Source organism: Virgibacillus proomii (assembly GCF_018916875.1).
Taxonomy (GTDB): Bacteria; Bacillota; Bacilli; order Bacillales; family Amphibacillaceae; genus Virgibacillus; species Virgibacillus proomii_B.
On record NZ_JAHLNO010000007.1, the window covers coordinates 1 to 13,276 of the forward strand.

General features: G+C 35.4%; 13 protein-coding genes and 1 other RNA gene. 6 read left to right on the forward strand and 8 right to left on the reverse strand.

Annotated elements, in window-relative coordinates:
- Window positions 1-755: 755 nt before the first annotated feature.
- Window positions 756-1,334 carry a beta-class carbonic anhydrase gene (locus KQI21_RS04495; protein ID WP_216482842.1) on the forward strand — a complete coding sequence of 193 codons (579 nt, stop codon included), beginning with the start codon at window positions 756-758 and terminating at the stop codon, window positions 1,332-1,334.
- 229 nt (window positions 1,335-1,563) lie between these two features.
- On the opposite strand, the gene ffs is transcribed toward KQI21_RS04495, so the two are convergent.
- The 3 genes from ffs to KQI21_RS04510 all read right to left on the reverse strand — a co-directional run bounded on the left by ffs (window position 1,564) and on the right by KQI21_RS04510 (window position 5,082).
- Window positions 1,564-1,829: signal recognition particle sRNA large type (ffs, locus tag KQI21_RS04500), an RNA gene on the reverse strand.
- 195 nt (window positions 1,830-2,024) lie between these two features.
- Window positions 2,025-4,412, reverse strand: coding sequence for an FtsX-like permease family protein (locus tag KQI21_RS04505; protein WP_216482843.1), 2,388 nt, complete (start codon window positions 4,410-4,412; stop codon window positions 2,025-2,027).
- A complete protein-coding gene (locus tag KQI21_RS04510; protein WP_216482844.1) occupies window positions 4,405-5,082 on the reverse strand; it encodes an ABC transporter ATP-binding protein in 678 nt (225 codons plus the stop codon). The genes KQI21_RS04505 and KQI21_RS04510 overlap by 8 nt, the downstream gene beginning before the upstream one ends.
- Window positions 5,083-5,226: 144 nt before the next feature.
- Here KQI21_RS04510 and KQI21_RS04515 point away from each other — a divergent pair, with 144 nt between their 5' ends.
- Both KQI21_RS04515 and KQI21_RS04520 read left to right on the forward strand, forming a co-directional pair.
- Window positions 5,227-5,628 carry a hypothetical protein gene (locus KQI21_RS04515; protein WP_216482845.1) on the forward strand — a complete coding sequence of 134 codons (402 nt, stop codon included), beginning with the start codon at window positions 5,227-5,229 and terminating at the stop codon, window positions 5,626-5,628.
- Window positions 5,629-5,866: 238 nt separating this feature from the next.
- Window positions 5,867-6,439: a VanZ family protein gene (locus KQI21_RS04520; RefSeq protein WP_216482846.1), complete on the forward strand. Its 573-nt coding sequence runs from the start codon at window positions 5,867-5,869 to the stop codon at window positions 6,437-6,439.
- 328 nt (window positions 6,440-6,767) lie between these two features.
- Here KQI21_RS04520 and tadA read toward each other — a convergent pair whose 3' ends face one another.
- Window positions 6,768-7,241 carry a tRNA adenosine(34) deaminase TadA gene (gene tadA, locus KQI21_RS04525; RefSeq protein ID WP_216482847.1) on the reverse strand — a complete coding sequence of 158 codons (474 nt, stop codon included), beginning with the start codon at window positions 7,239-7,241 and terminating at the stop codon, window positions 6,768-6,770.
- A 582-nt stretch (window positions 7,242-7,823) separates the two neighbouring features.
- On the opposite strand from tadA, the gene KQI21_RS04530 reads away from it, so the two are divergent.
- Together KQI21_RS04530 and KQI21_RS04535 are read left to right on the forward strand one after the other, a co-directional pair.
- Complete coding sequence (locus KQI21_RS04530) at window positions 7,824-8,357, forward strand: cysteine hydrolase family protein (RefSeq protein ID WP_216482848.1); 534 nt, start codon at window positions 7,824-7,826, stop codon at window positions 8,355-8,357.
- A gap of 66 nt (window positions 8,358-8,423) precedes the next feature.
- A complete protein-coding gene (locus KQI21_RS04535; protein ID WP_216482849.1) occupies window positions 8,424-9,716 on the forward strand; it encodes a glycoside hydrolase family 18 protein in 1,293 nt (430 codons plus the stop codon).
- 99 nt (window positions 9,717-9,815) lie between these two features.
- On the opposite strand, the gene KQI21_RS04540 is transcribed toward KQI21_RS04535, so the two are convergent.
- The gene (locus KQI21_RS04540; protein ID WP_216482850.1) at window positions 9,816-10,331 is read right to left on the reverse strand and encodes a type 1 glutamine amidotransferase domain-containing protein; all 516 of its coding nucleotides are present in this window, start codon (window positions 10,329-10,331) and stop codon (window positions 9,816-9,818) included.
- Window positions 10,332-10,396: 65 nt separating this feature from the next.
- Window positions 10,397-10,831, reverse strand: coding sequence for a nitric oxide-sensing transcriptional repressor NsrR (nsrR, locus tag KQI21_RS04545; RefSeq protein WP_216482851.1), 435 nt, complete (start codon window positions 10,829-10,831; stop codon window positions 10,397-10,399).
- A 136-nt stretch (window positions 10,832-10,967) separates the two neighbouring features.
- On the opposite strand from nsrR, the gene hmpA reads away from it, so the two are divergent.
- The gene (hmpA, locus tag KQI21_RS04550; protein ID WP_216482852.1) at window positions 10,968-12,197 is read left to right on the forward strand and encodes an NO-inducible flavohemoprotein; all 1,230 of its coding nucleotides are present in this window, start codon (window positions 10,968-10,970) and stop codon (window positions 12,195-12,197) included.
- Between the two features lie 127 nt (window positions 12,198-12,324).
- On the opposite strand, the gene KQI21_RS04555 is transcribed toward hmpA, so the two are convergent.
- Both KQI21_RS04555 and KQI21_RS16360 read right to left on the reverse strand, forming a co-directional pair.
- Window positions 12,325-12,927, reverse strand: a complete 603-nt coding sequence (locus KQI21_RS04555; protein WP_216482853.1) for a class I SAM-dependent methyltransferase — start codon at window positions 12,925-12,927, stop codon at window positions 12,325-12,327.
- Between the two features lie 18 nt (window positions 12,928-12,945).
- Window positions 12,946-13,080: a hypothetical protein gene (locus KQI21_RS16360; protein ID WP_301281725.1), complete on the reverse strand. Its 135-nt coding sequence runs from the start codon at window positions 13,078-13,080 to the stop codon at window positions 12,946-12,948.
- Window positions 13,081-13,276 lie beyond the last annotated feature (196 nt).

Sequence of the window (13,276 nt, forward strand, 5' to 3'; positions counted from 1 at the left end):
GCGCGGGCAACGTGCTTCTCTTTGGCAATATCAACCCCAACAATTAAAATTTGCTCGGTAAGTTGTAAAATCTTTTCATTTTGTTTATAATGCATAATAGTCCTCCTTGGTTCTAATTTAAGGGTCCTTTTTACACCACATTACAGTGATCAGGACACCTCGTATCATACCAAGGGGGCTTTTTTTATTCAATCCTCATTTTGCTTTATTACAGGAATGCTTTCCTATAGTGTGAAAAAGATATTTACCAAGTAGAGCGGATAGCTTTCCCTAAACCGTTAAAAAACTAATAAGAAGAAAAATCATAACATTTATATAGTTTTTCAGCATTACCTGCTGATATTTTATAATTTTTCTTTTATAATTAACATTATAAGGTTTGTTTAATAAAAAATGAATCTGATGGAGATTTAGTAGATGGGCATGTGAAAGATAATATTAGAAAAACTTGGCTTCTCGCCAAGTCTTTAGCGAAAGCTGTAATTTTTCTTATACTATAAAGTGAAACTTCATTTCTTGAAATGCTTTTCCCAAGAAATGTTAGTTGAACCAATCGGGCATTTAGGTGCCGTTTTCTCCCACTTTGACCCTTTGTATCAACTAAAGGCTCTTGAAGTGGGAATCTTACGGCACCTTACATGCGGGATAAACCCTAAAATTTTATACTTTCCTATAGTACGAAGAAATATGATACATATTACTGAAATTTTCAGGCACCCTCTTAAACTGATCAAACTAAGATAAGGAGTTTGCTTATGAGTCTTTTAGAAGATATTCTAACGCATAATCAAGATTTTGTAGAAAAGAAAAAATATGAAAACTACCAAAGCAGTAAGTTTCCCAACAAACACGTACTTATTCTATCTTGTATGGATACGCGACTTGTCGAGCTTCTGCCAAAGGCAATGAATATAGCCAATGGCGATGCCAAAATTCTTAAAACAGCTGGTGCACTTGTCTCCCACCCATTTGGTAGTATTATGCGCAGTATTTTAGTAGGAGTCTATGAGCTAGAAGTAGATGAAATCTGTGTCGTTGGCCACCATGATTGTGGAATGGCAAGTGTTAAAGCAGCACAAACATTAGAAAAAATAAAGCAACGGGGGATTCGTCAGGAAACATTGGATACCCTACAATATTCCGGAGTCGATTTTAACCGATTTTTTAAAAGCTTTGATCGAGTAGAAGATAGTGTGAAGCATAGTGTCTCTACGATCCGTAATCACCCTCTGATGCCGGTTACCGTACCGGTTCACGGTCTTGTGATGGATCCCAATACAGGGAAGCTGGATCTTATTGTAGACGGGTATCAAAAGTACAGGGCGTCCGTTTAAGGCGCCCTATTGTTCGACCCAAGTAATTTGCTTGTAAATTCAATATAAAAAGCACTTAAAACTGGGCTACCACAGGCGCACTTCCCAGAACCGCACTTATATTTTAAACAGGACAATTTATCCCATGGCGACCTACATAGAGAAAATACGGTTAAGCGAATGGTAGCTCCATGATCAAATTAAAAACGCTCTAGCCAATTTGGTAAGAGCGTGTTTCATCTTATGTATACCGTGCACCCATCGTCGATATGGTGACCCTATGCGTTACCCAAGTTCATGGCTCGGCTTAGGCTATCCTGCGGCACACAGAAATAACCACTTACTGCTGCTTCCTCCCGGACCTGACAGGGTTCGTGGGTTTCTATTGCGCAGGACCTAAACGTCAACACCAATTCCTTGAGGCAGACCATAAAGTCATCGTACCTCGGATGGGAATTCAGCCTCGCTATAGCGGATTGCGAGTACAGGGCACCGCTACCTCCCCGCTTAGCACGGCACTACTCATTATAACGATAATAAAGAGAAAATGCAATAGAAGATCATGGAAAAATTTCGGACTATTTACAAAAAAATATCGCACATCTTTTAAATACAAAATACTTTGTTTAGGAAATGGGTTAGTATGGCTCTTTTCTTCCGTTACCGCTTTTTTCTTTCACCGTCGTCTAAACTAAGCAGCTTTCACATAAATTAATAGTCTGAACGTAACAAAGAATATGCCGAATGTTGATTAACTTTGTTTTTTATTGTTAATCCACCAATTAAAATAAAAACCCCAATAATTGCAACGGATAAGATAAAATACAGGATATAGATATATGTGGGATAAATATGATCAATCATCAGCAGAATTATTAGAAACACACCTAAACTAATCACCGAAGCAATTGTCAGATAACTATACATCTCCAACCTTAAAAATCGCAAAACTTGTTTTTTATTCATACCAATTGAAAGATACGTCCCCCAGATTTTCCTTTGTGCATGATATTTACTAAACACAATGACAACAATACTAATTACGGCCAAAATAACAGAAGCTAAAAAAGCTACTTGCCCTATTATCCCAATTAAATTTGAAATTTTTGTATCTTCAACCATAAAATTATTATCCTGATATAAACTTCCTGGTGTAGTCGAAACCATATGATGAATAAAGTTTCTAATTTCCTTCTTCTGTGCCGCTGTTATATCATCATCCTCGTATATAGAAAGTTCTTCATATCCAGGAAATAACTGATCCGCTATTGCCTTTTCTTCATCCAGTACAATTGTAATCGTGTCATAATCAGCAAATGGTTCTTTTATCACATTCCATACTTCATAATCCCACTGTTTGGTTTTTAATGTAGATGCTTCTTTATATTTTCGTATCAAACGTATTGTTTCCCCTTGCCATTTTTCCAAAGATAGATTGGCTGAATCTGGTATATGTAGGATCGCCTTTCTAGCAAAACTTTCATACATTCCCTTACCATATATTTTTTCAAATGCTTCTTTATCTAAAAGAATATATTTCACATCAGGAAGGATTACTTGATGATCATATGTGTTTAGTTGTTCGCTGTTCGCTAAATCATCGTTAATTAAAGCATGTACATCTGCCATAAACGGGATCTTTTCAACACGCTCTATTCCTTCCATATGCTCTATAGTGTCTACATCTTTCTTAAAAAAATAGACTGGTTTACTATTTAGTACCTTGAAATTGTCAATATTTTCATAGCCATATGTTTCTTGTGACACAAGATAGTGGAAGTCCTTTGTATCCCAGATACCTGCCGTCTCTTTTTGTAATAAAATGGAAAATGAAACTACTAATATCGAACTAGATAAACTTAACATAATAAACAGCGACTTTATTGGATTCGTAAACAGTTGTCGAAGCAATTGTTTATATTTAAACGTGTTCACTTTTTTAATCCATGTAACCTGTATTACTTCTGTTTGGTTTCGTTGTTCAATTACATCATGTATAGAATGGGTTTGTACTCTTTTAATCGACATTAAGGAATAAATCACTATGGTTATAAATACAATGAGCAAATACATGATAACCAGAATAACAAGCAATAAAATATTGGTAAAGCTTAATTGTCCTTCTGCATATGTGGTTTTAATAATATAGTAGTGAGCTGGTATGCTAATTGGGACAGCCACTAAAATTCCCAAGCTGAAAATAATCAAGCATTGATAGAAGCAAATCAGATTAATGGTGTTAGGACTTGCTCCAAAGTTTTTAAAAAGACCAAGTTTTTTCTGTTGATCGAGATTAAAATAAAAAAACAAAACAGATATTGCTAATAAAGTAGTAATAAGCATAATGACTATATATATAAACGATAAGTTACTTATTGTATCGTAATCTTTAAGTCCTAGATCAAATAATCGACTATTAATGATACCATTATTAGCATTATAATTATCTAAAAGATTGGTTGTTGAAGATATCGCTCTTTTTTTACTTCCGTTAAATGCAAATAAAAAGTTATAATTATTGGTTTCCCTATTTACATATTCTTTAGAAACAAATATATTCGGAAAATCATTTATCCCTCGTTTCATATTTATTGGTACTGTCCAGTTTGCCGAATAATCTTGAATGATTCCTGATAGTGTTACCTTTTCCGACCGATGATTAATTTGTAACACTTTTTTTTCTCCAATTTTCCAATCCATATCCAGTGCTTTTAAATAGCTTTGTTCTATCGCTACTTCATTTTTTTTGGTTGGAAAGGTTCCGTTTAGTAATTTAATTTTTCCATACATAATTGCATCTTGATCCATCCAGCCGACGGTGATTGTTTTTCCATTGTTTGCTTTTACCGTATTTAATAATTGAAACTGTCCTACTCCATCAACCTTTTTAGCTACGGATTTTTTTGTTTCATGAACTCCAAACAAAACACCAGAATGCGAACCATATTGTTTGTATGCATTTTCTACTAATTTGGTTTTAATTGCTTCCGTTCCTGAATAAATGGATAGAATAGTGGCCACGGAAACAGCTATTGTAACTACCAGCAGAAACAACCAGTTTTTCCGAGATAGCAGCAAACGAATTGACAATTTAAACATGTTCCCCATTCTCCTTCAGTACTCCATCATGCATGGTATATAGATAATGAGGAATGCGAATTAACTTTTGTTCGTGGGTAACAATAACAAGAGCAACGTCCTTCATTGTACTTAAATTTATTAAAACATCCATCATCTTCTCGGTAGTTTTCTGATCAAGATTCCCCGTGGGCTCATCAGCAAAGATAATTTCCGGAGATGTAATTATTGCCCTTGCTATCGCAACTCTTTGTTGCTCTCCACCAGATAAATAATTGGGGTATTTATCCAAGTGAGAATAAATATCTAACTCTCTAGCAATTTCTTCTGTACGCAGCTCATTATTTTGAACATTTAAAAAGTGTAACGGTAATTCTATGTTTTCCCTTACTGTAAATTCAGGAATTAAGTGAAACGCTTGAAATACAAACCCAAAGGAATTTCCTCTAATTTTCGCTTGTTCTGTTTCAGGCAATATATATAGTGATTTATTTTTATAAAAGACACTCCCTTGACTAGGCGGTTCTATACCGCCTAACATACTTAAAAGTGTTGATTTCCCGGATCCGCTCTTTCCTTCGATGACATGGATTTCTCCTTTGTTAATAGATATAGAGGTTGATTTAACCACATTACTAGCATTGCTATTATAAAACTTACTAATTCTTTCCGCTCGTAATAAACAGTTCAAATGCCCTACCTCCAATTTCAACTCATTTTTACTAGCAAATAGTATTAGATATCAAACATTTCAATAAAAAATGATTATTCTCACCAAATAATATATTATTTGGTATAATATGGTCAACAGGCCTGTTATAAAAATTTAAAACACATGAAGTTGAACGTTAAAAGATTCATAGTCTTATCCGCTTTATTTATACTAATTTTAACACCTATAACAGTTAGTGCTTATTCAAAGTCTTATTCCTTTGATATAGCTCACCGTGTTCAGGGGAAAACTAAGTTCAATTTAAAAGCCAAAACAACGAGCACTGAAGTAAAAGGTGATACGTATACTGCTAATGGGAAAAAGAAAAAGAGTAAGTCCTCTTATAAAGTATATTTAAATAAAGGCTTATCATCAAAAGCAACAACAAACATCCCAGCTAATGGTTTATACTATAAACGTAACTTTGGTAAAACAAAAAAAGGAACCTATACAGTCGAAGTAATAAAGACAAAAAAAGGTGATTATGGTGATAGAATAAAGGGAAACGGTAAGATTATACAATAAAAACAGAAGGAGGTTGGGACATAACAAAAAGGTTTGCTTAAAAGACGAACGATAATTGAAAATAGAGGAAGGCCTAGGCGAGACCCCGGATTGCAAAGCAACCGTAGGCTCGCCAGCCGCCCACGGAAAGCGGAGTATATTTCTGAAGCGGTTTTCAAAAGCCAATTGATTCGGATTTATCTTTTGATTAAATACTTTTGTCTCAACCTCACACCGTAAAAGAGAAAGGAAGGTTACCATGTTTTGGATAACTGATATTTTTTTATACATACTCTTACCTGGAATCGCCATATACGCATTATTTCGGTTACTACTCATGTATAAATATAAATTGAACTTACGTAGTGAAATACGAAACTTGACTATTTATCTATATTTATTAGGTTTTACCTTTATTGTATGGTTAACGCCAGCTCCTGATTTTGGCTATTTACCGATTAATCTAGTTCCTTTTAAAACAATAATGGAACTATTTAGCAATGATTTATCTTTTTATATTATTGCCAGTAATTTATTCGGAAATATTATCTTAACTTTACCTATCGGGATATTTATTGTTTACAAATGGAAACAGATAAAATTTTTAAATCTACTATGTATTGGTTTAGCTGTTCCAATTATGATTGAATCCATTCAATATATCCTCTATTACATTGGATATGGGAGCAGATCTATAGATATAGATGATGTTATTTTAAATATGACGGGAATACTAATTGGCTATTACCTATCACGATGGGCATTCCATTTATATCAAATGAAGAAAAACTCTAAGCAGCCAATTAACTCCGCTATGAAAGGAAGGGGTTAACCTTCCTTCTATTACTTAATAAAGCGAGGGTTTCTTTTGCTCACACGGATGGTTAAATGAACAATCGGTTATTTGACTTACAGTTGGATCCCACCAAGCTTTTCCTCCTAGATTTCACCTCGTGGCCTGAAAGAGCAGATCTTACTGCCAGTTACATGCGGTATAAATTAGTACTTGATGTCCGTCTAAATTCATGACAACATCCTTGATCGAGATGGGTGTAGCTAAAAAGCGATCTTACGATGAAAAGAAAAACAATAATCCTGCAATCCTGTTTTTTTCATACCTGAGATTCCTTATCCTTTCTCTTCTTTCGCTATTAACCTTTCTAGCTTCCCTGCTTTTTCCGCTGTCTAAGCTCTTTAAAAAAATCCTTCAACAAATTAGCACATTCTGTTTCTAAGATTCCTGCTGTTATTTCTGCTTGATGATTAAATCGATCATCATTTAGCAAGTTGAGCAGTGTCCCCGCGCAGCCTGCCTTTGGATCTTTTGCCCCATAGACGACCCGTTTTATACGTGACTGAACAATTGCACCAGCACACATCGGGCACGGCTCTAATGTTACATATAATGTGCAATCCTCTAAGCGCCAGCTGCCAATCTTTTGATTCGCTTGTTGGATGACGAGCAATTCCGCATGTGCTAACGTGCTTTGGGAAGTCTCCCGAAGATTATAGGCTCTAGCAATGATTTCATTTTTATATACAATGCTGGCTCCGATGGGAACTTCATTTTTTTCAGCAGCTTTTTTTGCCTCTTGAATGGCGATCTGCATCATTTTTTCATCAAACAATTTCATCACAACATTTCATTCGTAGTTTGAAAAATAGAGATTAGGAAATAATTATTAAAAGAACGAACTATATTTTCCATGTAAATATAATCGTTTTTTAAGGTTGTACTAATTTAGAGCCAGCAAATCTTTGACACAACTATTACTAAGCTGTCACTCATATTTACAACATAAAAATTCTTTCAACATCAAAACAGCGTTTATACTAATGTTTATCGAACAAAAAATGATAGATGGATGATATATCTTGCTACAGCATCAGTTGCAGCCGAAGTACCTCGGAACCTAAGCTTTATATCCTTCATTGTACGTTACTAGCATATACATTCTAAGGAACTATCATACTAGAAACGATAGGTGTTAAACACTTGTTCACTAAGAATGTACAACGAATAGGTTGTATAAGACGAGACTATTTCGACGAGCTAATCTTTAGAGCAGTCACTCAGCTGACGTTCCGTTTGGCACAGGTGACTCTCTACTAGCAATATATTTGTACATTCCATTTGCTACTTCATCCCTAAACTTTTTACTTACTTACATCAAAAAATCGATGTATTATTCTAAGCTAAGAAAGGAGCAAACGGATTGGATTCATCATTAAACCGCACAACTGTTCTATTTGTAGATATTATTAATGATTTTAACTTTAATGGTGGGGATAAATTATTAGCTAATACAAAGGAAATACTTCCCCATCTCATTTCTCTAAGAACCTTTGCCATAGAAAATCAGTTGCCTATTATTTATGTTAATGACCATTACGGCATTTGGCAAGCCGACTTTCAAAAAATTATTGATTATTGTTATAATGACCAAAATAAAGAAATTATCACATCAATACAACCGAGTAATCATGACTATTTTTTAATTAAACCGCAGCACTCTGCTTTTTTTCAAACCCCTTTACAATCCTTGTTATCCGAATTAGGAAGGGATCATCTAATAATGGCTGGAATTGCTGGCGATATTTGTATTTTATTTACAGCGAAAGATGCCTATATGTACGGCTATCATATGCACATACCGAAAAACTGTATGGCTTCTGAAGAAAAAGACAATAATGATTACGCCTTATATTTATTACATTCTGTGATGAAGGCAGATATTAAACCAATATAATTAGCATAACCACCCTCTTCTTTTCATAAATTGAAAGTAGCATATTTTATGAAAGGAGGAGATTTTTTGCAAATATATGTAGTAAAACCAGGAGACTCACTGTATACAATTGCAACTACATATAATACAACGACACAAGCATTGACTGACGCAAATGAGCTTGATGCTCCGGACAAACTTGTTGTCGGTCAAGCCTTAGTAATCCCTATCATTGGTCAATATTACTTTACTCAACCTGGAGATAGTTTATTTTCGGTTGCTCAAAAGTTCGGTATCTCTTATCAAGAGTTGGCTCGAGTTAACGCGATTCCCCCGGGTAATATTATTCCGGTTGGCTTTCGGCTTTATATCCCCCCGGCTCCAAAGCGACCAATTACGACCAATGCATATGTCGAACCAACGGGAAGTACCGTTTCGGATACATTGAAAAATTCAACTGCTAAAGCAGCTCCATATCTAACATACCTTGGAATTTTCAGCTATCGTGCTGGACGAGATGGAAGCTTGACACCTCCACCTTTAGACGGCTTAGCTGAAATTGCTGAGCGAAATCGGACAGCTAAAATGCTCGTTATAACAAATCTCGAAGGCGGACAATTCAGTGCAGAGCTAGGGCATATTATTCTTACCGTACAAAGTGTGCAAAATACGTTATTAGATAACATTATTAATACAGCAACTTCTGGAAAATACAAAGATGTGCATTTTGATTTCGAATTTTTACCTAGTAATGATCGCGAAGCATACAATGCTTTTTTACGAAAAGCTAAACAGCGTCTGTCACAAGCAGGACTATTAATGTCAACCGCTTTAGCACCAAAGACTAGTGCCGCACAGACCGGGCAATGGTATGAAGCACATGATTACGCGGTTCACGGAGAAGTTGCTGATTTTGTTGTATTAATGACTTACGAGTGGGGATATAGTTACGGACCACCATTAGCAGTGTCACCCATTGATGAAGTCCGAAAAGTTGTTGATTATGCACTTACTGTAATACCTGCTAATAAAATTTTATTAGGACAAAATTTATATGGTTATGATTGGACATTGCCTTATGTAGCCGATGAGGGAAAGCCTGCCCAAGCAATAAGTCCACAACGTGCGATTCAAATTGCAAGAGAAAATAATGTAGAGATTAAGTTTGATCAAGGAGCACAAGCGCCATTTTTTATTTATACAGATACACAAGGGACGCGGCATGAGGTCTGGTTTGAAGATGCACGATCCATTCAAGCCAAGTTTGATTTAATTAAAGAATTAAACCTATTAGGAATATCTTATTGGAAGCTCGGCTTAGCATTTCCACAAAATTGGCTTCTTTTACAAGATCAATTTACAATTACCAAAGTAGAATGATAGCTTCTTTTCTATTGATACTTAAAACATGGCACGTTCTTTTGGAAAACGTTTCATAAAGAACCCCCTAACTTTTTTAGCTTAGGGGGCTCACTGTCATTATTTTAAGACATCTAACGCTTCACGATTAAATGCTGGGATATCATCTGGTTGTCGACTTGTAACTAACTGATTTTGACAAATAACTACTTCCTCATCCACTACTTGAGCACCAGCATACTCCATATCAACTTGAATGGATTTATAACCAGTTGCTTTTCTTCCTTCTAACGTTTTAGCCGTAATTAGTAACTGTGGACCATGACAAATAGCAAATACCGGTTTCTTTTCATCCATAAAATGCTTAGCAAATGTAACAAATCGATCATCCGCTCGTAGGATATCCGGAGAAAATCCGCCTGGGATAAATAGTGCATCAAAATCATTTGGGTTTACATCATCAATTCCATAATCGATTGTAACAGTAGCTTGTTTATTCTTACCCGTTACTTGTTTTCCCTTTTCTTTTTCTATGGTGACAACTTCATGCCCCGCATCCTTAAACGCTTTTACTGGATCCGTATACTCGACATCTTCAAACATGTCGGTAATCACTGTTGCGATTTTTTTACCCATTGTCGATTCACTCCTTTAAAAAATAATACATAATTACATATTCCCAAAGCCAGCTTACTTAAACATTAAATCCCCATCAGCTTGCGAAGCTCCTCTTCATTATTAATTAAATCCTTCAATGTATATTCATCAAGTACGTTAAAAAAAGCAATTAATGCCTTATTTAATACATGCTTTAAAGTACAAGCAGGAGAGATGACACAATGATTAGTTCCTTTATCAAAACACTCCAGTAATTCAAAATCCGCTTCAAGTATACGAATCAGCTTTCCAATATTGATTTCTTCTGCTGGTTTGGCTAACCGAATTCCTCCATTTCTTCCTCTAATGGATTCAATGAAACCCATCTTAGCCAATTCATGAACGACCTTTCGCAAATGCTCTTGAGATATATGATAAACAGCAGAAATTTCTTTAATTGTAGCTAATTCCTTATCCGATTTCATTCCGGTAAGAATTAAAACTCGGAGTGCATAATCTGTATATTTTTTAAGGTTCATTTATTTCCCCCACTCTCGCTCGTTTCACAATATTGTAACACAAAAGGTTTAAATTCCGGTTTTATTAATATTTTAATATTATACAATAAAGATGTATTTAAAATACATCTTTATTGTATGGGAGGAATTTTTCGTTATGGAAATAACATCAACGGCTTTAGATGAACAAACAAAACAATTGATCAAAGCTACAGTACCAATTCTGCAAAAACATGGGACGGCAATTACAAAGCGATTTTATCACCTTATGTTAAGCAATCATCCGGAATTAAAGAATATATTTAACCAAACAAATCAGCGTAGAGGGGATCAACCTGCAGCGCTAGCAAATACGGTATATGCTGCAGCAGCAAATATAGATAATTTACAAACGATCTTACCCCATGTTTATCAAATTGCCCATAAACATAAAAGTCTACAGGTTCGACCAAATCAATATCCAATTGTCGGAAAGTATTTATTATTAGCGATGAAAGACGTTTTAGGAGAGGTAGCCAGTGACGATGTTATAACTGCATGGGAAAAAGCTTATGGAGTCATCGCAAATATTTTTATTCAAGTAGAAAAGCAATTGTATGATGAAACTCAACAAGAAAAAGGCGGTTGGGCAGGGTTCCGTGATTTTAAAGTTGTGAAAAAAACAAAAGAGAGCGATGTCATTACTTCTTTTTATTTACAGCCTATTGATGGATTACCTTTTCCTACCTTCACTCCGGGACAATATTTAACCGTTAAAGCAGAAATACCAGGCGAACCTTATACTCATCTCCGCCAATACAGCCTGTCTACAGCTCCAGGTAAAGACTATTATCGGATTAGTGTAAAGCGTGAGGATAAAACCGATCATTCCCCAGGAGGCATTGTTTCAAACTTTTTGCATTCTTCTATTACCGAAGGAAGTATCTTACCAATTAGCGCTCCAGCCGGTTATTTCACTCTTGACCTTGATGATACAAGACCTCTTGTATTAATTAGTGGTGGTGTTGGGTTAACACCGATGATGAGCATGCTGGAAACCGTTATTAACGAACAACCAACACGTGAAGTTATTTTTATTCATACGGCAAAATCTAGTAAATACCATGCTATGAAAGATAAAGTAGCTACTATTAGCAAACAAAATGAACAGGTTTTAAATTATACGATATATAGTAAGCCTGAAGAAATTGATAAATATGATCTAAGCGGTCATATTAGCTGTGAGTGGCTGAAAACAATTATTCCTAGTACAGATGCCAGCTTTTATTTCTGTGGACCAAAGGAATTTATGAAAACGACGCATCTTATTCTCAAACAACTAAAGGTAGATGATAGTGATATTCATTATGAAATATTCGGTCCTTTAGAGGATATTACAGCATCGTAAAATACTTTTTTGCAAAGTAACAGGTTTAAAAATACCCATCATAGGACGACATCTCAGGTGACTTAGATTAATATAACTGCTAATCAGTGGAAGTGTTTTTCACTTCCACTGACTGAAGTTTACGTTTTTATTGCTTTTGAACTACTACTTGAATAACATGACATAATCCGGAATGACGTATTCCCTCATGACGCTCTGCTTCGCCATAATAAAAATGAATCCATTTTTGTTCACGAAGCCATGTTAATAAATCAATAGGATTATATAGCATTGCCGTTTCTTTTGGACCACCAGTCCGATATGCTAATTGATCCTCTGAATAGACTTCTAAGATCAGATAACCACCTGTTTTTACGGAGGCTAACATATTATGAATCAAAAATCGTTGCTTTTCTCTCGGAACATGTCCAAATACCATTACCGCTGCATCATATTTATTCACAGGTACAATTTCTTTCGTAAGGTCCTTTTGCTCAACCTGTACGGATACGCCTTTTTCCTTAGCCAACTGCTGAGCTTTCTTAAGCCCTACGCTAGACTGATCATAAGCTATAACATCATGTCCTAATTCTGCTAAATAAACTGCATTTCTTCCTTCTCCTTCTGCAAAACAGGCAACCGTGGAGCGCGAATTTAATCGATTGCTCATCACCTGAACAAATCGATTTGCCTGTTTACCATAAACGAATGCTTTATCAGAATAGCTGTTATCCCAAAATTTCTCTGACATTCCCATCCCTCACTTTAATTATACATACAATGCCTGTCCTTTATCTGGATTAATAAAGTGTCCATAAACGTAACCAATACCTAAATTTGCCGCCGGATCACCCAATCCTAAGTTATACGGACTGGGGAATTTCCTTCGTTCTTGGTGCAGCACGAATCCTCCTTTTTCCCTATTTTCTCTTATTTGAAGACAGATGAAAACATAAATGCTTGTAGTATGTGTTAAAAAAGGATAAATAGACTTCAGAGTCATTTTTGAGTAGGGTCAAATAAATACTACATAAACAACGAAAAAACAAGCGCTCTATGTTTGTCTATATCTTTAACACATTAGTTAGAGGAATCTCTTT